The 18,408-nt window shown below is 68.1% G+C and carries 16 protein-coding genes; 5 read left to right on the top strand and 11 right to left on the bottom strand.

The genetic code is table 11. The features are described 5' to 3' along the window. Nucleotides 1-154: 154 nt before the first annotated feature. The gene (locus tag ACETK8_RS17980) at nucleotides 155-544 is read left to right on the top strand and encodes a hypothetical protein (RefSeq protein ID WP_374037191.1); all 390 of its coding nucleotides are present in this window, start codon (nucleotides 155-157) and stop codon (nucleotides 542-544) included. A 157-nt stretch (nucleotides 545-701) separates the two neighbouring features. Here the strand turns inward: ACETK8_RS17980 and ACETK8_RS17975 are convergent, their stop codons facing one another. The 11 genes from ACETK8_RS17975 to ACETK8_RS17925 form a co-directional block, all read right to left on the bottom strand. Further along, entirely contained in the window at nucleotides 702-1,127 is a 426-nt protein-coding gene (locus ACETK8_RS17975) for an acyl-CoA thioesterase (protein WP_374037190.1), read from the bottom strand. A 3-nt stretch (nucleotides 1,128-1,130) separates the two neighbouring features. Next, nucleotides 1,131-1,490 (bottom strand): Grx4 family monothiol glutaredoxin, encoded by a 360-nt coding sequence (gene grxD, locus ACETK8_RS17970; RefSeq protein WP_374037189.1) that lies wholly within the window; start codon nucleotides 1,488-1,490, stop codon nucleotides 1,131-1,133. Between the two features lie 93 nt (nucleotides 1,491-1,583). After that, nucleotides 1,584-2,483: an oxidoreductase gene (locus ACETK8_RS17965; protein ID WP_374037188.1), complete on the bottom strand. Its 900-nt coding sequence runs from the start codon at nucleotides 2,481-2,483 to the stop codon at nucleotides 1,584-1,586. 4 nt (nucleotides 2,484-2,487) lie between these two features. Beyond that, nucleotides 2,488-2,730, bottom strand: a complete 243-nt coding sequence (locus tag ACETK8_RS17960) for a BolA/IbaG family iron-sulfur metabolism protein (protein ID WP_374037187.1) — start codon at nucleotides 2,728-2,730, stop codon at nucleotides 2,488-2,490. A gap of 234 nt (nucleotides 2,731-2,964) precedes the next feature. Then, on the bottom strand, nucleotides 2,965-3,483 hold the full coding sequence (locus ACETK8_RS17955; protein ID WP_374037186.1) for a GNAT family N-acetyltransferase: 519 nt from the start codon (nucleotides 3,481-3,483) through the stop codon (nucleotides 2,965-2,967). Beyond that, a complete protein-coding gene (locus ACETK8_RS17950) occupies nucleotides 3,480-4,496 on the bottom strand; it encodes a N(4)-(beta-N-acetylglucosaminyl)-L-asparaginase (RefSeq protein WP_374037185.1) in 1,017 nt (338 codons plus the stop codon). Before ACETK8_RS17950 ends, ACETK8_RS17955 begins: the two co-directional genes overlap by 4 nt. Next, nucleotides 4,496-5,227 (bottom strand): RadC family protein, encoded by a 732-nt coding sequence (gene radC / locus ACETK8_RS17945; RefSeq protein ID WP_374037184.1) that lies wholly within the window; start codon nucleotides 5,225-5,227, stop codon nucleotides 4,496-4,498. The genes ACETK8_RS17950 and radC overlap by 1 nt, the downstream gene beginning before the upstream one ends. A 55-nt stretch (nucleotides 5,228-5,282) precedes the next feature. Beyond that, nucleotides 5,283-6,101, bottom strand: a complete 819-nt coding sequence (gene map, locus ACETK8_RS17940; RefSeq protein ID WP_374037183.1) for a type I methionyl aminopeptidase — start codon at nucleotides 6,099-6,101, stop codon at nucleotides 5,283-5,285. 116 nt (nucleotides 6,102-6,217) lie between these two features. Beyond that, nucleotides 6,218-7,732 (bottom strand): DEAD/DEAH box helicase, encoded by a 1,515-nt coding sequence (locus ACETK8_RS17935; protein WP_374037182.1) that lies wholly within the window; start codon nucleotides 7,730-7,732, stop codon nucleotides 6,218-6,220. A gap of 503 nt (nucleotides 7,733-8,235) precedes the next feature. Beyond that, nucleotides 8,236-8,907 (bottom strand): DUF1345 domain-containing protein, encoded by a 672-nt coding sequence (locus ACETK8_RS17930; RefSeq protein ID WP_374037181.1) that lies wholly within the window; start codon nucleotides 8,905-8,907, stop codon nucleotides 8,236-8,238. Further along, complete coding sequence (locus ACETK8_RS17925) at nucleotides 8,907-10,484, bottom strand: carboxylesterase/lipase family protein (protein ID WP_374037180.1); 1,578 nt, start codon at nucleotides 10,482-10,484, stop codon at nucleotides 8,907-8,909. The genes ACETK8_RS17930 and ACETK8_RS17925 overlap by 1 nt, the downstream gene beginning before the upstream one ends. 159 nt (nucleotides 10,485-10,643) lie before the next feature. Between ACETK8_RS17925 and ACETK8_RS17920 the strand changes: the two genes are divergently transcribed. The 4 genes from ACETK8_RS17920 (at nucleotide 10,644) to ACETK8_RS17905 (ending at nucleotide 18,073) form a co-directional block, all read left to right on the top strand. Next, on the top strand, nucleotides 10,644-12,779 hold the full coding sequence (locus ACETK8_RS17920) for a malate synthase G (RefSeq protein ID WP_374037179.1): 2,136 nt from the start codon (nucleotides 10,644-10,646) through the stop codon (nucleotides 12,777-12,779). Nucleotides 12,780-13,012: 233 nt separating this feature from the next. Then, the gene (locus ACETK8_RS17915; RefSeq protein ID WP_374037178.1) at nucleotides 13,013-13,402 is read left to right on the top strand and encodes an AprI/Inh family metalloprotease inhibitor; all 390 of its coding nucleotides are present in this window, start codon (nucleotides 13,013-13,015) and stop codon (nucleotides 13,400-13,402) included. A 207-nt stretch (nucleotides 13,403-13,609) separates the two neighbouring features. Continuing rightward, a complete protein-coding gene (locus ACETK8_RS17910) occupies nucleotides 13,610-14,491 on the top strand; it encodes an ABC transporter ATP-binding protein (RefSeq protein ID WP_374037177.1) in 882 nt (293 codons plus the stop codon). Between the two features lie 3 nt (nucleotides 14,492-14,494). After that, the gene (locus ACETK8_RS17905) at nucleotides 14,495-18,073 is read left to right on the top strand and encodes a M1 family aminopeptidase (RefSeq protein WP_374037176.1); all 3,579 of its coding nucleotides are present in this window, start codon (nucleotides 14,495-14,497) and stop codon (nucleotides 18,071-18,073) included. Nucleotides 18,074-18,408: the final 335 nt, after the last annotated feature.

Below are 18,408 nucleotides of genomic sequence, written 5' to 3'. Positions count from 1 at the left end.
GGCTCTGGCTCACTGCTTGAGCGCGACGAATATCTGGAGAGGCCCCGGAGACATCCGGGGCCTTTTCTGTTTCGTGATCGCGCCTTTCGCGAAATTCAGGTGCGAAAAAGCCTGATTTGAGCGATCATGACTCGGCTGAACAGGATTTAGGGACATGGGGGCCATCCGCACGCTCGCTCTGATCGGGGCCGTCGCTCTGGCGACGTCCGGCTGTGCTCTGCTGCCGCAGAGCGCCGATCTGCGCGCGGTCGCCATGCCGGGTCAGGTGGAGCCGATCCACGCCGCCGCCATCACGCGCGATCTGGCGGTCTTCTGGGTCTCGTCCAACGGCTGCACCGACAAGTCGGACCTCTTCCCCATCGTGGCGCATGAGGGCGCCGCCTCGACCATCACCCTGCGTCGCATCGAACAGGACGTGTGCGAGACCCCGATCGCCGACGGCGTCGAGGTCATCTGGTCGTTCGAGGAACTGGGCCTGACGCCCGGCTCGCGCGTGTCGGTGAACAACCCCTACCAGCTGCCCTCGACCATCCCGACGACCTGACCACACCCTCCGTCATCCTCGGACCTGATCCGAGGATCGGACGTAGAGCCGGTTCTGAATCAACGCGGCGCACTGGCGGCGGTGCGCCGCTTCATCATCTCGCCAACGGAAAATCCGATCCTCGGATCAAGTCCGAGGATGACGGTGCGGAGGAACCCTACCGCCGCTCGAACGTCGGCAGCATGTCGGCGGGGATGCGGGTCGGCCGCATGGTCTGGGCGTCGACCAGGCACCATTCCGAGACGCCCTGGGCGCACAGGCGGCCCTGACCGTCCTCGATGCGGACATAGCGGGCGAAGCGCGGTCCTTGAGGGTCTCCCACCCAGGTCCGGGCCACGGCCGTGTCGTCGGGCATCAGGGCGCGCAGGTAGTCGATCTCGTGGCGCAGGGCGACCCAGGACCATTTCGCGCGCGTCGCCTCGTCGAAGCGGGCGTTCCAGTGAGCGGTGCCGGCGTCCTGCAGCCAGCCGACATAGACCACATTGTTGACGTGGCCGTTGGCGTCGATGTGTTCGGGCCGGATTTCCAGCGGGACCTCGAAGGTCTCGCGGTCCTCGCGCGGCGTCAGGGTCTGGCGGGCCAAGACCTATTCCTCGCCGAGGGGAACGCCTTTTTCGACCATCAGGGCGGTCAGTTCGCCGGCCTGGAACATCTCGCGCACGATGTCCGAACCGCCCACGAACTCGCCCTTCACATAGAGCTGGGGGATGGTCGGCCAGTCGGTGAAGGACTTGATGCCGTCGCGCAGGGCCTCGTCCTGCAGCACGTCCACGCCGACGAACGGGGCGCCGACATGGTCCAGAATCTGGACGGCGAGCGAGGAGAAGCCGCAGCGGGGCGCATCCGGCGTGCCCTTCATGAACAGGACGACGTCGTGATCGGCCACCGTCTGGGCGATGAAGGCGTGGACGGGATCGGCCGGGGTTTCGATGACTTGGTCGGACACGGGGAGACGCCTTTCGTTTCAGGGCGTCAGCTAGGGACGGCGGCCCGGCGGGTCAAGGGCGACGCGCGGTCCGGTCGCAGGCTCAGGCGGCGATCAGGCCGCGACGCGCGCCATCTCGATCTGGGCCGCCAGCCCTGGCGGCATGTCGCGCTCGGGCACCGAGGCCAGGGCGTTCAGCCGCTCGGCGTCGCGCGCGGTGATCAGCACGCTGGAGATGGCCGGGTCGGTCATGGCGTGGGCCAGACAGATCTCCTCGGCGTTCCAGTAGGGGGTGCGGTGCAGGAAGGCGAAGGTGCTGGCCTGGGCGACCGGCGCGGCCTTGGGCTTGCCGAAGCCGAACAAGCCCTTCTTGGGCTGGTTCAGCTCCATCGTCTTCTTCTCGGTGTCGAGCTCGGCCGGGAAGTAGTCGTAGGCCAGGATGGCCATGTCCTTTTCGCGCGCGGCGCGGACCCGCGAGCGGATCTTCCAGTCGACATTGACGTGGAACGGCGTGCCTAGAACATCGAAAGCGCCGGTCGAGACATAGGCGTCCATCACCTCGCCCTCGCCCGAGACGCCGAGGAAACGGACGCGCTGGGTGGCGCGCAGGGCCTTGAGCGCGTTCAGGGAGGATTGCGGCAGCTCATCCTCGCCGGGCTCTTCCAGCAGGGCGACGTCGATCCAGCCGAGGCCGGAGACGTGCAGGCAGCGGTCGATGGCGCCGGTCATGCCCTCGGCCGAGAAGTCGCGAGCCGAGCCCTTGCGACCGTCGCCGGCGCCCAGTTCCAGGCTGACGTTCAGAAGCTTCCTGTCCACGTTCGACAGGGCCTGGCCCACGACCTCGGCCAGCACAGGGTCGGCGGTCTCCAGCCGGTACGAGTTGATGCCTGCTTCCAGCGCCGAATAGATCAGGTCGTTGGCCGCCGCGACGCCGCGCGCCAGGCTGTTCACGCCCAGGCTGAGCGTCAGGGTCGAGATGGCGGCGCCCGACGCGCCGAAGGGGCGATAGCGCATGCGATCAGCCTGTCGTGGAAGGGGCGGAGGTTTCGAGGGCCAGGGCGTGCAGGGCGCCGCCCATATGACCCTTCAGCGCGGCGTAGACGAGTTGGTGCTGTTTGACGCGCGGGATACCGGCGAAGGCGGTCGAGACGATGCGCGCCTTGTAGTGATCGCCGTCGCCCGCCAGGTCCTCGATCGCGATCTCCGCGTCCGGAAAGGCCTCGGTCAGATAGGCGTGCAGGGTTTCGACGGGCATGGGCATGGCGTGGAGAATGCCGCGTAAAGCTTAATGTGAGGCTAGCGCATGCCCCACACTTCCTTCTCCCCTTGCGGGAGAAGGTGGCGGGCGAAGCCCGACGGATGAGGGGTACGAGGAAGCAGGCGAGATGCGTCCGGTGCTTGCCCGGCTGAAGTGAGTTTCACCCCTCACCCGCCGCCGCAAGGACGATCGCTACGCTCTCGTGCGCCGGCTCCCTCTCCCGCAAGGGGAGAGGGGCTAGACCACTCGCTCGTGCAGAATTGTCGGCTCGCCGTGGTAGGTCCCGTCGGCGTAGCGCACGTATCCCAGCCGTCCCGCCAGCTTCAGCGAGGCCAGGTTCCCCGGGCCGATCATGCAGACGGTGCGCGACGCCTTCAGGACCGTATCCGCCCAGTCCAGCGCCGCCGCCACGCCCTCGCCGGCCAGACCCTGGCCGTGGAAGGCCCCGCCGATGCCCCAGCCGAGCTCCGGCGCGTCCATCGGCGGGGTGACGTCGCGGTGATAGTCCAGCACCCCGACCGACCCGACATAGGCGCCGGTCTCCGTCAGCCGCATCGACCAGTTGCCGCGCCCCATCGCCGCCCAGTGGCCGATGTCGCGCAGAACCCGGAACCACACCTCCTCCGTGGTCAGCGACCGTCCGCTGATGTGCCGGGTGAAGGCCTCGTCCCGCCACAGGGCGCAGAGGTCGCCGTAGTCCGACAGGCCGACCGGCGTCAGGGTCAGGCGCGGGGTCGTCAGGACGGGGCCGCTCACGCCGGATCCGGGAAGATCGCGGCGGCGCGCTCGATCCGTGTCTGTCCCAGCGTATTCGTCACCGCATAGGTGAAGCCGGGCAACAGGGCGTAGCCCCCGACCTGTCCGCGCACGTCCATGGCCAGAAACGCCACCTGATGTCCCGCCAAGGCGGTTCCGCGCAGGCGCACCAGACGCTCCAGCACCTGACGACAGGCGTCGACCGGCGCCGCGCCCGCCCGCATGGCCTCTACGACCGAATGGGATCCGGCGACCCGCACCACGTCCTCGCCGACCCCCGTGGCGGTGGCCGAACCCACGCCCGGCTCGACCCACAAGCCGGCCCCGGCCAGAGGGCTGTCGCCGACCCGGCCGCGCATCTTGAAGGCCATGCCCGAGGTGGTGCAGGCGCCGCCCAGCCGCCCGGCGGCGTCCACCGCCAGGATGCCGATGGTGTCGTGGTTGCCCGCGCTGCCGGGCGTGGAGCGCCAGTCGGTGTTCTCGCTGTTGGCGCGGGGCGCATAGTCGGCGGTGACCAGCCATTCGCGCCAGGCGGCCTCGGCCTCGGGCGTCAGGAGGTTTGTCGTCTCGAAACCCTGATCGACGGCGAAGGACCGGGCGCCTTCGCCGACCAGCATGACGTGGGGCGTCTTCTCCATGACGGCGCGGGCGACCGAGACGGCGTGGACCACGTCCTCCAGCGCGCAGACGGCGCCGACATTGCCCGCCTGATCCATGATGACGGCGTCCAGGGTGACGTGGCCGTCGCGGTCGGGATAGCCGCCGTATCCGACGGAGTGGTTGGTCGGATCGGCTTCGGCCACCTTGGCCCCCGCCTCGACCATGTCCACGGCCGTGCCGCCCGCGCGCCGCGCGTCCCAGGCCGCCGCGTTGGCCGCCGCGCCGAAGTCCCAGGTCGAGACCACGGCCACGGATCCGCCGTCCTCGGCGCGGGCGGCCGATACTGGAGAGGGAAGGGCAGGGGCCGCCGCCGTCAAACCGGCGCCGATCAGAAGGTCCCGACGCGACGCCATCACATCAGCCCCAGTTGCTTGAAGCTGGTCACGCCTTCGCGGCCGACGATCAGATGGTCGTGGACCTCGACGCCCAGCGACTGGGCCGCGCGGACGATCTGCTTCGTCATGTCGATGTCGGCGCGGCTGGGCGTGGGATCGCCGGACGGGTGGTTGTGGACCAGGATCATGGCGGCGGCGCTGACCTCGAGACCCCGCCGCACGACCTCGCGCGGATAGACCGGAGCATGATCGACCGTGCCGCGATTCTGGATTTCGTCCAGGATCAGCTGGTTCTTCTTGTCGAGATAGAGGACGCGGAACTGCTCGCGCGGCTCGTGCTGCAGGGCGACGCGGACATAGGCCAAGAGCGCCGACCACGACGAGATGACCTGACGCTTGGTCGCCTCTTCCTTCGTTACCCGCTGCGCCACCTCGTGCAGGGCGGCCAGATCCAGCGCCGTCTCCGGCCCGATAGCCTTGGTGCGGCCTTTGGTGTCCTCGGTGCGGACGGTCATCAGGTCCTCGACCGAGGCGGCCAGCACCGCCGCCAGCGATCCGAACCGCGACAACAACGCCTTGGCGATCGGCTTCACATCCCCCTGCGGCTGGCTGCGGAACAGGAACAGCTCCAGCAGTTCATAGTCGGGCAGATGGGTCAGGCCGGCGGAACGCGCCCGGTGACGCAGACGCTCGCGATGGCCCGCGTGATGGGGCAGGGGCTTCTGAGGGTTGTCGGCGGCGTCGCTCACAACCCTGACGGTAACGGCGCACGCGGTCCGATCAAGCGCCTTGATGCGCCCGGCGTCAGTTCGGGCGGAACAGTCCGGCCGGGCTGGCGGTGAAGATCTCCACCCCGTCCTCGGTCACGCCGACCGTGTGCTCGCACTGGGCGGACAGGGACTTGTCGCGGGTCACGGCGGTCCAGCCGTCCGAGAGGACCTTCACATGCGGCTTGCCCAGGTTCACCATCGGCTCGATGGTGAAGAACATGCCGGGCTTCAGCACCGCGCCCTCGCCCTTGCGCCCATAGTGCAGGACGTTCGGGCTGTCGTGGAACAGGCGGCCGATGCCGTGGCCGCAGAAGTCGCGCACGACCGACATGCGGGCGGCCTCGACGTGGCGCTGGATGACGAAGCCGATGTCGCCGAAGGTATTGCCCGGCTTCACCTGCTCCAGCCCCAGCATCAGGCTCTCATAGGTGACGTCGACCAGCTTCTTGGCGCGGGCGTTGATGTTCCCGACCGCATACATGCGGCTGGAATCGCCGTGCCAGCCGTCGACGATGACGGTGTGGTCGATGTTGACGATGTCGCCGTCCTTCAGCACCCGGTCACCCGGAATCCCGTGGCAGACCACGTGATTGATCGAGGTGCAGACCGTCTTCATGTAGCCCTTGTAGCCGAGGCAAGCGGGCAGGCCGCCGCGGTCCAGGGTGAACTGGCGGATGCGGTCGTCGATCTCCTGGGTCGTCACGCCGGGCACGACATAGGGGGTGATCATGTCCAGCGCCTCGGCCACCAGACGGCCGGCGACCCGCATGCCCTCGAAATCCTCGGGCTGATAAAGGCGGATGGCGCTGGTCCGGGTGAAGGTCTCGGCTTCCAGCTCGGGCGTCTCGTACATCGCAGGTCTCGGATCGGCGGGATCGGCTCAGATGGCGAAGACTAGCACAGACTTCAACATCATGCCGTGAACAGGGAAAACGGCGGGCCTCGGTCGAGACCCGCCGTCGGTGGGGATCAGCCCTTGGCCGCGTAGCCCTTGCCGCCGTTCGACGGGCGACGGCCGCGCGGGCGGCGACGGATCTCACCGTCGGGCTTGGCCTCGGCCTGAGGACGGTTGGCGGAGGCCGCGGCGCGGGCGCGGTCGGCGGCCATCGGATCGAACGGCGCGGTCGAGGCGACCGGACGATCTCCACGCTCGCCGTGATGCGTGCGGTCGCGCTGGCCGCCGCCCTTGCGGACGCGGTGCGGCTGGCCGCCGTGTTCCTTCTTCACGCCGTCGCGGTGCGGGTTGCGCGGGCCGCGCTTCTGCTGGCGATCGCCGCGGCCGTCGTCGGGCATGGAAGCCTTCGACGCCACGCCCGAGGCCATGATCGACTGATCCAGCAGCTGCAGCGAACGGTCGTTGCGACGGTCGGAGGCCGGAATCTTCTGGCGCGTGACCTTCTCGATGTCGCGCAGCAGCTTCATCTCGTCGCCGGCCACGAAGCTGACCGCCGAGCCGTCCTTGCCCGCGCGGGCCGTCCGGCCGATGCGGTGGACATAGGCTTCCGGCACGAAGGGCAGTTCGAAGTTCACGACGTGCGAGACGCCGTCCACGTCGATGCCGCGCGCGGCGATGTCGGTGGCGACCAGAACGCGCAGCTTGCCGGCCTTGAAGGCGGCCAGGGTGCGCTCACGCTGGGGCTGGGACTTGTTGCCGTGGATGGCGCCGGCCAGGACGCCGCCGGCTTCCAGATAGGCCGCGACCTTGTCGGCGCCGTGCTTGGTCTTGGTGAAGACCAGGCAGCGCGAGTAGTTCGGATCGGCGAACATCTCGGTCAGCAGGGCGCGCTTCCTGCCCTGTTCGATGTGGATGACCGACTGGTTGATGCGTTCGACCGTGGTCGACTGCGGCGTGACCTGGACCTTGACCGGCTCCTTCAGGAGCTCGCCGGCCAGCTTGCCGATCTCCGACGGCATGGTGGCCGAGAAGAACAGGTTCTGGCGCTTGGCCGGGATGCGGGCGACGATCTGACGGATCGGCTTGACGAAGCCGAGGTCCAGCATCTGGTCCGCTTCGTCCAGGACGAAGATCTCGGTCGAGGACAGATCCAGGGTCTTCTGCTGCATGTGGTCCAGCAGGCGGCCGGGCGTGGCGACCAGGACGTCCAGACCGCCCTGCAGGGCGCGCTCCTGCGGGCCGTATTTCACGCCGCCGAAGACGACCGCGACCTTGAAGCCGAGGTGACGGCCATAGGCCTTGAAACTCTCGGCGATCTGGGTGGCCAGTTCGCGCGTCGGCGACAGGACCAGGGCGCGGGTCGTGCGCGGCAGGGGGGCGGTGCGGTTCTCGGCCAGGCGATGCAGGATCGGCAGGGCGAAGGCCGCGGTCTTGCCGGTGCCGGTCTGGGCGATGCCCAGGAGGTCCTTGCCGGTCATGACCGAGGGGATGGCCTGGGTCTGGATCGGGGTCGGGGTGACATAGCCCTCGGTCGTCAGGGCCTGGAGGATGGCCTTGTTCAGGCCGAAGGATTCAAAGGAGGCGCTCATGGCGTCGGTGTTCTTTCGCGTATGCGGCGACGCGCATCAGCCGGGCGTGAAACGCCGATAGGGCCGCGCGCCGCCAGTCCCGATGGAGCCCTGAATGGGCCGTCGGGGTGGATCGGGCGCCGCCCCGCGTGTCCGGGCAGCGAATGAAACTTGAGCCCTCCGATCAAGTCGGAGGGTGACGAACCGGCGGCTGCTACAGTCAGGTCTTCGTGGGGAGGTGAAGACCCACACGCGCTGGAGACGCCGGGGATCGCGATTGTGCGATGCGGGGGCAGATGGGGGAGGAGTGCGGCGAAGTCAAGGCGGAGGGGCGTTCAGAGCCCTTCTCCCCTTGCGGGAGAAGGTGGCCGCGAAGCGGACGGATGAGGGGTACGGAGACGCGGATCGGATGCAGCGGACAGACGGCTTATCGGTGAGGGCGAGTGTCACCCCTCACCCGATCGCGCCAGAACGACGGCTGCGCCGCCGTGCGCGATCACCCTCTCCCGCAAGGGGAGAGGGGATCAAATGAGACTCACCGCCAAGTTCACCGCCAGCGCCACCAGAACCGTGTTGAACACGAAGGCCGTGACGCTGTGGACGCTCGACAGCCGCCTCAGTCCCCGATCCGCGATCTGCACATCCGCCGTCTGCGACGCCACGCCTATGATCAGGGAGAAGTGGAGGAAGTCCCAGTAGTCCGGCTGATCCTCGCCCGGGAACAGCAACCCGCCCCGATCCCCACCCTCGTCCCCCGGCGCATAGAAGCGGTGGGCGTAGTGCAGGCCGAACAGCACATGCACGAACAGCCAGGACGCCGCGACGGTGCCGAGCGTCAGGGCGGCCTCGACAGCACGATTCGCACCGGACGATCCCGATGCGGCCTCGGAGATGACCACCACGACGCTGGCCGCCGCCGCCATCAAACTGAGCGGCAGGACCAGCGCCCCGCCCTCGTCCAGCTCTGCGGCGCGGGCGCGGATCGTCTCGACCGATTCCGTTCGCGCCAGCTTCAGGAAGGTCAGGATCAGGAACAGGCCCACGCCCGCGTCCCACCCCGCCGCCAGCCGCACGGTCCAGCGCCACTCCACCGGCGAGGCCAGGGCGATGACCGCCGCCAGCGCCAGCCCGGCCAGCAGCGCCCCATGCAGACGCAGCATCCGGAACGGCGGGCGAGGGGCGGGCGGCTGGGCCATCAGGTTCCGGGCTGGACGTAGGGTATGGCGGCGAACAGGCGACGCTCGCCGCCGCGCGGATCGTCCTCCATCCGGCACGCCACGTCCATGATCATCGTCTGACGCCGCTCCAGCCCGTAGCGCTCCCAGCTCGGCAGGCCCGCATGGTTCGGATCGCCGTCGCGGGCGAGCGCCACGAAGGCCTTCGACAGCCGCTCGGCCATCGGCTGGGCCGTCGGTCCCTGCGCCCGGCTGCCGGTCGCGTCCACATTGTCGAAGGCCAGGGGGATGTCGTCGGTGTGCATGGCCCCGCGCCTTCCGCCGTCGATCGGAGAGGTCCAGTCCAGCTGATAGACCCAGGCCGGAGATCCCGACCTCGCCCGCTCCTCCGCCTCGATCACCGCCCCGCGCCAGCTCCGCGCCGCCGTCGTCGCCGCGAAGAAGACGTCGCTGGGAGAGTAGTCGGGATACATCTGGCGATAGGCGGCGATGACCGGCTCTGGCGCCACGTCGATGCGGAACTCCCGTCCCGTCAGCTTGCCGGGCAGGTCATCCCAGGTCAGCGCATAGTTGGCCGGATCATTGCCCAGGAAGGCGCGGGTCTCGTCATGGGTGTTGCCGATGATCATGGGGATGGCCGCTGACTGGGCGGGCGCGTCGGGATAGAAGGGGTGGCGCATCAGGGTGCGGTTATCCAGCACCGGTCCCCAGTAGAGACCGCCGAAGCCCAGCACCGGATCGGTCGCCTCGGCCGCCTTCAGCAGGGTCTCGACCGGCATCGCCGCCGCCTCCGCCGCTCGCTCTTTCGGCAGGCCCAGCGCATCCAGCCAGGCCTCGGCCCGTCGCGTCGCACTCCACGGACCCGAGGCCGTCACCTGCTGTCCGCTCATGGTCGCGGCGCGGTGGAACAGGCCGGAGGCGGCCGGGCTGGCCATCATGGTCGCGATCTTGGCCCCGCCGCCCGACTGGCCGAAGACCATGACCCGCCCCGGATCGCCGCCGAAGTTCGCGATATTGTCCCGCACCCATTCCAGGGCGAGGTGCAGATCCATCTGCCCCGCGTTGCCGCTGTCGAGGAAGGGCGCCCCCGCGATCCGTTGCAGATAGGCGTAGCCGAACAGGTTCAGCCGGTGGTTCACCGTCACCACCACCACGTCGTTCCGCCGCGCCAGCCGCGTTCCGTCATAGAGCGGACTGGACCCCGAGCCGTTCGAATAGGCCCCGCCATGGATGTAGACCATCACCGGCCGCCGCTCTCCGTCCAGCCCCGGCGACCAGACGTTCAGGAACAGACAGTCCTCGGACTGGTTCGCCTCATCCGACCCCTGCGGGCTGGCGGCGCCATAGGCGAAGGCCTCCGCGGGCGTGGTCCAGGGCGTCGGTCGGACGGGTGGCTGGAACCGGCGCGGGCCGGTGTCGGCGCCGTAGCGCATCCCCTTGAACACGGCGACGCCGCCGTCCGTCAGGCCGCGCACCGGGCCGTTTGTGGTGGCGACGACCGGGTGCTGCCCTTGCGGCCAGGCGAGGGACGGCGCGGCCGAAAGGGCCAGACCGCCGGCCAGCACGCCGCGACGGTTTATCGAAAACTGCTCAGCCACGGCGCGTTCCTCTTGTTTTCGGCGAGACTAGGCCCGCCTGCGCATCGTTGTCACCGGTGTCATCTCAAACCGCTCTTGCAGCGCAGCAAAGCCTCGTATTGAGTGCGATCACGCATTGTTACAGGCCGCCTCCCAAGAGCCTGTACGGGGAGATTTCGCATGACCCATTCCGACCGCGCCGGCCTGTCCGTGGCCGCCGAACTGGCCAGCTTCATTGAGGATGAGGTGCTCCCCGGCCTTGGTCTCGGCACCGACCCCTTCTGGACCGGGACGGCCGATGTCTTCGCCCGGTTCGCGCCTGAGAACCGCAAGCTCCTCGCCCGCCGCGACGAACTGCAGGCCCGCATCGACGCCTGGTATCGCGACCGCAAGGGCCAGCCTCACGACGCCGCGGCGACCGAGACCTTCCTGCGCGAGATCGGCTATCTGGTCGCCGAGCCCGCCCCCTTCCAGGTGACGACCCAGAACGTCGACGCCGAGCTGGCGACGCTCGCGGGGCCGCAGCTGGTCGTGCCGATCCTGAACGCCCGCTTCCTGCTGAACGCGGCCAACGCTCGCTGGGGCAGTCTCTACGACGCCTTCTATGGCACGGATGCCCTGGGCGACCTGCCGCCCGCCGGTCCCTATGACGCCGCGCGGGGCGCCCGCGTCGTGTCGCGCGCCAAGGCCTTTCTCGACGAGGCCGTGCCGCTGGAGACCGGCTCCCACTCCCAGGTCGCGGGCTGGTCGGTCGAAGCCGGTCAGCTGACGCCGGGCCTGAAGGACCCCGGCCAGTTCGTCGGCTATCGCGGCGAGCCCTCGGCGCCGTCCGCCATCCTGTTCGCCAACAACGGCCTCCACATCGAGCTGGTCATCGACCGCTCCAGCGCCATCGGCGCAAGCGACCCGGCGGGCCTGTCCGACGTCGTGCTGGAAAGCGCCCTCTCGACCATCTGCGACCTGGAGGATTCCGTCGCCGCCGTGGACGCGGAGGACAAGGTCGCCGCCTACCGCAACTGGCTGGGCCTGATGAAGGGCGACCTCGCCGCCAGCTTCCAGAAGGGCGGCCAGACCCTGAACCGCACGCTCGAAGCCGACCGCACCTTCACCGCGCCGGAGGGCGGGGCCGTCACCCTGAAGGGCCGTAGCCTGCTTTTCGTCCGGAACGTCGGCCACCTGATGACCAACCCGGCCATCCACCTGCCGGACGGGTTGGAGGCGCCCGAGGGCATCCTCGACGCCATCGTGACCTCCCTGATCGCGATGTACGACCTGAAGGGCATCGGCGGCTTCACCAACTCCGGCGCCGGGTCGGTCTACATCGTCAAACCCAAGATGCACGGCCCGGACGAAGCCGCCTTCACCAACCGCCTGTTCGACGCGGTCGAGGACCTGCTGGGCCTCCAACGCCACACGATCAAGGTCGGGGTGATGGACGAGGAGCGTCGCACCTCGGCCAACCTCGCGGCCTGCATCCAGGCGGTGAAGGACCGGATCGTCTTCATCAACACGGGCTTCCTGGACCGCACCGGCGACGAGATCCACACGGCCATGCAGGCCGGTCCCGTCGTCCGCAAGGCCGACATCAAGAGCGCCAAATGGATCGCCGCCTATGAGGCGCGGAACGTCGCCATCGGCCTGTCTTGCGGTCTGTCGAGGCGGGCCCAGATCGGCAAGGGGATGTGGGCCGCGCCGGACCGCATGGCCGACATGCTGGAGCAGAAGATCGGCCATCCGCGCACCGGCGCCAACACCGCCTGGACCCCGTCGCCAACGGCCGCGACCTTGCACGCGCTGCACTATCACGCCGTCGATGTCTTCGCGGTCCAGAAGGAGGTCGCCGGTCGCCCGACGCCCGGCCTGACCGACCTCCTGACGCCGCCCTTGGCCAACGGAGCCAACTGGTCCGAGCAGGAGGTGCGCGACGAACTGGACAACAATGCGCAAGGCATCCTTGGCTATGTCGTCCGCTGGATCGACCAGGGCGTCGGCTGCTCCAAGGTGCCCGACATCCACGACGTGGGCCTGATGGAGGACCGAGCGACACTGCGGATTTCGTCCCAGCACATCGCCAACTGGCTGCTGCACGGGGTGTGTACGGCGGAACAGGTGGACGCCGCCTTCCTCCGCATGGCCGCCAAGGTCGACGGCCAGAACGCGGGCGATCCGCTGTACCGACCGATGGCGACGGATCCGGACGGGTCGCTGGCCTATCAAGCGGCGCGCGCCCTGGTGTTCGAGGGGGTGGAACAGCCGAACGGCTACACCGAGCCCTTGCTGCATGCGTTCCGGCTGAGGGTGAAGGCGGGGGGCTGATCACGGACCTTCGTCATCCTCCGGCAAGCCGCGCCTTCGCGGTGCAGACCGGGGGACGCAGCGGCGCCGAAGGCGATCTGTTCAGGCAGGATGTCGGAAGCATCACACTGCGCGACAGTTTCGCGCTCCCGCGCGCCGCTGGGTCCCCCGGTCTCCGCTTCGCTGCGCCGGAGAATGACGAAGGAGGAGAGAGTGGCCTTGCCTCCGCCCCGATCCCGGCGGAAGCTCCCCGCATGAGGAGCCCCGCCCGTGACCCCCTGCACATCCTCGCCGCCGTCGGAGCGATCCTGATGACCGGCAGCGCCGCCGCGCCCGCGTCCTCCGAGCCCCAGGGCCGCGTGCTGGCGGTCGAACAGGTCGCCGGCTTCTGGGCCCTGCGCGCTCCCGACGGCTCCCGCTGCCAGGTGTCGCTGGCCAACCTTGTGATCGACGGCGTCCGCCCGGTCCTGGCCGAGAACTGCGCCGTCCCGGATGCGGCCAAGGCGAAGAGTTGGCGCGCCACGGCGAACGGCTTCGAGATGCTGGCCGCCGACGGTTCGGTGGTCATGGCCTTCCGCCGCACCGGCGAGGACGCCTTCGTCGGCACGACCGGCGGCTACACCCTGACCCGCGCCCCGATGTAGAATTGCAGTGTCCGCGCGAACGGCGGAAATCTGCATGGCCAACCTATCCAGGCTCACCGATCGACGGCGGTTTTCGCATAGCCGAAATCACCGCGAACTCACCGGTGGGCGATAGACGCCGCAATCGCCGCCAAGCGTGACACGATCGTAACTTGCGGACTCCCCTCCCGACGTGACAAGGTCACTTGACTGTCAGGGGAGGGCGTCATGCTCACGATCAAGAATCTCGTCCACGTCTACGGCAACGGAACGCGGGCGCTGGACGACGTTTCGCTGACCGTGCCGACCGGCATGTTCGGCCTCTTGGGCCCCAACGGTGCGGGCAAATCGACCCTGATGCGGTCGATCGCGACGCTGCAGACCCCCACCTCCGGCTCCATCGATTTCGACGGCATCGACGTCATCAAGGACCCCGAGAAACTGCGCCGCACCCTCGGCTACCTGCCCCAGGATTTCGGCGTCTATCCGCGCGTCTCGGCCTACGACATGCTGGATCACATGGCGGTGCTGAAGGGCATTTCGTCGGGCAAGGACCGCAAAGAGACCGTCCAGACCCTGCTGCAACAGACCAACCTCTGGAGCGTCCGCAACAAGGCCATCGCCGGCTTCTCGGGCGGCATGCGCCAGCGGTTCGGCATCGCCCAGGCCCTGATCGGCAATCCGAAACTGATCATCGTGGATGAGCCCACGGCCGGTCTGGACCCCGAGGAACGCAACCGCTTCCTGAACCTGTTGGCCGAGATCGCGGACAACGTGGTCATCATCCTGTCGACCCACATCGTCGAGGACGTCGCAGATCTGTGCCCCCGCATGGCGGTGCTGGCCGGCGGCAAGATCCAGCTGGAGGGCGCTCCCGCCCAGCTGATGGACCAGCTGAACGGCCGGGTCTGGAAGAAGACCATCGACAAGGAGGCGCTGGAGGATCACCGCGCCAGGTACGAAGTCATCTCGACCCGGCTGTTCGCCGGCCGCACCGTCATCCACGTCCTGTCGGACCGTCGTCCGGGCGAGGGTTTCGAGCCGGTGCCGGGCGGGCTGGAAGACGTCTATTTCTCGACGCTCAGCGCCTCGCGCAAGGTCGCGGCCTAAGCCATGTTCGGGAAGATCGCCGCCTTCGAATTCCGCTACCAGCTGCGCCAGCCGGCCTTCTGGGTCATCGCCATCGTGTTCGGTCTGCTCGCCTTCGGGTCGGTCGCGGCCTCGGACAACATCTCCATCGGCTCGGGCGGCAACGTCCACAAGAACGCGCCCTACGCCCTGGCGACCATCAACGCCGTCATGGGCATGTTCTTCATGCTCGCGACCACGGCCATCGTCGCCAACGTCGTCGTGAGGGACGTCCAGACCGGCTTCGGCCCCATGGTCCAGGCCACGCCGCTTACGAAGTTCGACTACCTCTACGGCCGCTTCACCGGGGCCTTCCTCGCGACCGCGCTCTGCTTCCTCGTCATCACCCTGGGGGTCATGGCGGGCACGCTCGCGCCCTGGATCGACCGTGAGACGGTGGGGCCGTTCCAGCCCTGGGACTACCTCTACAACTACCTGATCGTGGGCCTGCCGGGCGTCTTCCTGACCTCGGCCCTGTTCTTCGCGCTGGCGACCGTGACCCGGTCGATGATGGCCACCTATGTCGGCGTCGTCGGGGTGTTCATCGCCTATCTGACCGCAACCAGCGTGCTGGGCAGCAAGCCCGAGTTCGAGGTCGCCATGGCCTGGGGCGAGCCCTTCGGCATGGGCGCCTTCGGCCTCGTCACGAAATACTGGACGGCGGCCGAACGGAACACGCTGAACGTGCCGCTGGAGGGCGTCTTCCTCTGGAACCGCCTGCTGTGGACGGGGATCAGCGTCGCCATTCTCGGCGCGGCCTACGTCCTCTATCGCCCCTCCATTCGCGGAGCCAAGGAAGGCAAGACCGACAAGCTGCGGAAGCTGGCCGAGGCCGCCCCCGCCGCTCCCGCGACGATCGGTCCGCTGCCGTCGCCCAGGGAAGGCTTCGCCGCCGGCTGGGCTCGGCTGACGTCGCGCACCGCCTTCGAGATGAGCCTGGTGTTCAAGAGCCCGGCCTATGTCATCCTGATGCTGCTGGGCTTGGCTTTCGCCGTCTCGACCCTGCTTTTCACCGGCGAGATCTACGGCGCGCCCCTGCTGCTGGTCACCCGTGTGGTCATCACCGGCCTGACGGGCGCCTTCGCCCTGATCGCCATGATCGTGGCCATCTACTACTCGGGCGAGCTCGTATGGCGCGATCGTGAGCGCAAGGTCCACGAGATCATCGACGCCTCGTCCACGCCCGACTGGACCTTCCTGATCCCCAAGACCCTGGCCCTGATCCTGGTCCTGGCCTCCATCCTGATCGCGGGCGTCGTGGCCGGCGTCGCGGTCCAGCTCTTCAAGGGCTACACGGACTTCGAGTTCGGCAAATACCTGATGTGGTACGTCGTGCCGGGGACGGTGAACTTCGCCCTGCTGGCGGTTCTGGCCATCTTCGTGCAGTCGCTGGCGCCCAACAAGTTCGTCGGCTGGGCGATCATGGTCGTCTACATGATCTCCACGATCGTGGCCCGGAACATGGGCTTCGACCACGTCCTCTATCGCTATGGTTCGGGCATTCCCGTGCCCCTGTCGGACATGAACGGGCGGGGCGACTATGCGGGCTTCGCGGCCTGGCTGGACGCCTACTGGTCGATGGCGGCCGTGATCCTTCTGACCCTCGGCTACGCCCTGTGGCGGCGCGGAACGGAGACCCGGCTGACGCCGCGGCTGAAGCGTCTACCGCACCGTCTGATGGGACCGGCGGGCGTCGTCGGCGGCCTGGCCTTGGTCGCCTTCATCGGCCTGGGCAGCTTCATCTACGTCAACACCAACGTCTGGAACGAGTACCGCAACCAGTCGGCGGAGGAGAAGCTTCAGGCCGAGTACGAACGGACCCTGCTGCGCTTCGAGACCACGCCCCAGCCGACCCTGGTGGACGTGAAGCTGGATCTCGACCTGCATCCGCACGCGCCGCGCCTTGAGACGAAGGGGACCTACACGGTCGAGAACCGCACGGGCGCGCCCCTGTCGGAAATGCACCTGCGCTGGAACGACGATCTTGAGATGAAGACCCTGACCGTCCAGGGCGCGCGCATGGTCCGCGAATGGCCGGAGTTCGACTACCGCATCTATCGTTTCGACACGCCGATGGCGCCGGGCGAGCGTCGGACGGTCAGCTTCGATACGGTGCTGCAGCAGCGCGGCTTCAAGGTGCGGGGAAACACCACCCGCATCGTCGACAACGGGACCTTCGTCACCAACGGCGAGTTCGCGCCGATGATCGGGATGAACCGGTCCAGCCTGCTTCAGGACCGTTCCAAGCGCCGCAAATACGGCCTGCCGGCGGAGCTGCGTCCGGCCAAGCTGGAGGATATGACCGCCACCGGCCGCAACTACATCGGCGCCGACTGGGTCACGGCCGACGTCACCGTCACGACCGACGCCGACCAGACCCCCCTGGCCCCCGGCATGGTCCGCAGCGACACGACGGCGAACGGCAGGCGGACCATGCGGTTCGTGACCGAAAGCCCCGTGCTCTACTTCCTGTCGGTGCAGTCGGCCCGCTACGAGATCGCGCGCCAGACCCACAACGGGGTGGAGATGGTGGTCTTCCACGACCCGCAGCACGCCACGAACGTGCCGCGCATGATGACGGCGCTGGAGACCTCGCTGGATTATTTCCAGGCGAACTTCTCGCCCTACCAGTTCCGTCAGGCGCGGATCAGCGAGTTCCCGGACTACGCCAGCTACGCACAGTCCTTCCCCAACACCTTCGCCTGGTCCGAAGGCCTCGGCTTCATCGCCGACCTGCGCGACGAGACCAAGATCGACTATGTGACCTACATCGGCGCGCACGAGTTCGCGCACCAATGGTGGGCGCATCAGGTCGTGGGGGCGAACATGCAGGGGGCGACCCTGATGTCGGAAACCCTGGCCCAATACTCGGCCCTGATGGTGATGCGGGAGATGTACGGGCCGGACAAGATCCGCCGGTTCCTGAAGTTCGAGCTCGACAACTACCTGCGTTCGCGCGGCACGGAGCTGATCGAGGAACTGCCGCTGAACCGGATGGAGAACCAGCAGTACATCCATTACCGTAAGGGCGCGGTGGTCATGTACCTGCTGGCCGACCAGATCGGCGAGGCGAACGTGAACCGGGCTCTGGCCCAGTTCCTCCAAACCCACGCCTTCAAGCCGGCGCCCTATCCGCGCTCGACGGACCTGATCGCCCTGTTCCGCGCCAACGCACCGGCGAACAAGCAGCACCTGATCACCGACCTGTTCGAACGGATCACCCTGTATGACGTCAAGACCACGGCGGCCACGGCGACCCGCCGCCGCGACGGACGCTGGGACGTCACGGTCACGGTGGAGGCGAGGAAGCTCTACGCCGACGGCAAGGGCGAGGAGACCGAGGCGCCGCTGAACGAGACCTTCGACATCGGCCTGTTCTCGGCCATGCCGGGCAAGGGGGCGTTCGATGCCTCGAACGTGCTTCTGTTCGAGCGGCGGCCGCTGCGGAGCGGGACGCAGACGTTCCGGTTCACCACGGCGGCGAAGCCGGCGTTCGCCGGGGCGGACCCGTACAACAAGTGGATCGACCGGAACTCGGACGACAACGTGCGGGCGGTGGATTGAAGCGGTTTCCTTCTCCCCTTGCGGGAGAAGGTGGCCGAGCGCAGCGAGGTCGGATGAGGGGTACGAAGACGCCGACCTGATGATGCGTCCGGTGCTCACCCGGCAAGAGCGAGTTTCACCCCTCACCCGATCGCACGAGAACGACGGCTACGCCGCCGTGCGCGGTCTCCCTCTCCCGCAAGGGGAGAGGGTGGAGGTGGCACTGTTTCGGAATTTGGCGTGCCAACGTGCCAAAGTGCCACCTCGGGGATCTTGCACTGTTTCGCGATTTTCGAGTGCAAGACAGTGCAGGATTATCGGAAATGCCGGCCGCTGGAGTGCGCGTGCCCGACAGG

Source organism: Brevundimonas staleyi, assembly GCF_041893865.1.
Lineage (GTDB): Bacteria > Pseudomonadota > Alphaproteobacteria > Caulobacterales > Caulobacteraceae > Brevundimonas > Brevundimonas staleyi.
Note: the sequence above shows the minus strand (reverse complement) of the source record. Positions and strands in the feature narration are given on the sequence as shown.

What these genes read in the sequence shown, in the direction of transcription:
- ACETK8_RS17980 (WP_374037191.1), top strand. Translation starts at nt 155, where the DNA reads ATGGGGGCCATCCGCACGCTCGCTCTGATCGGGGCCGTCGCTCTGGCG.
- ACETK8_RS17965 (WP_374037188.1), bottom strand. Translation starts at nt 2,483, where the DNA reads ATGCGCTATCGCCCCTTCGGCGCGTCGGGCGCCGCCATCTCGACCCTG.
- ACETK8_RS17960 (WP_374037187.1), bottom strand. Translation starts at nt 2,730, where the DNA reads ATGCCCATGCCCGTCGAAACCCTGCACGCCTATCTGACCGAGGCCTTT.
- ACETK8_RS17950 (WP_374037185.1), bottom strand. Translation starts at nt 4,496, where the DNA reads ATGGCGTCGCGTCGGGACCTTCTGATCGGCGCCGGTTTGACGGCGGCG.
- map (WP_374037183.1), bottom strand. Translation starts at nt 6,101, where the DNA reads ATGTACGAGACGCCCGAGCTGGAAGCCGAGACCTTCACCCGGACCAGC.
- ACETK8_RS17935 (WP_374037182.1), bottom strand. Translation starts at nt 7,732, where the DNA reads ATGAGCGCCTCCTTTGAATCCTTCGGCCTGAACAAGGCCATCCTCCAG.
- ACETK8_RS17930 (WP_374037181.1), bottom strand. Translation starts at nt 8,907, where the DNA reads ATGGCCCAGCCGCCCGCCCCTCGCCCGCCGTTCCGGATGCTGCGTCTG.
- ACETK8_RS17920 (WP_374037179.1), top strand. Translation starts at nt 10,644, where the DNA reads ATGACCCATTCCGACCGCGCCGGCCTGTCCGTGGCCGCCGAACTGGCC.
- ACETK8_RS17915 (WP_374037178.1), top strand. Translation starts at nt 13,013, where the DNA reads ATGAGGAGCCCCGCCCGTGACCCCCTGCACATCCTCGCCGCCGTCGGA.
- ACETK8_RS17910 (WP_374037177.1), top strand. Translation starts at nt 13,610, where the DNA reads ATGCTCACGATCAAGAATCTCGTCCACGTCTACGGCAACGGAACGCGG.
- ACETK8_RS17905 (WP_374037176.1), top strand. Translation starts at nt 14,495, where the DNA reads ATGTTCGGGAAGATCGCCGCCTTCGAATTCCGCTACCAGCTGCGCCAG.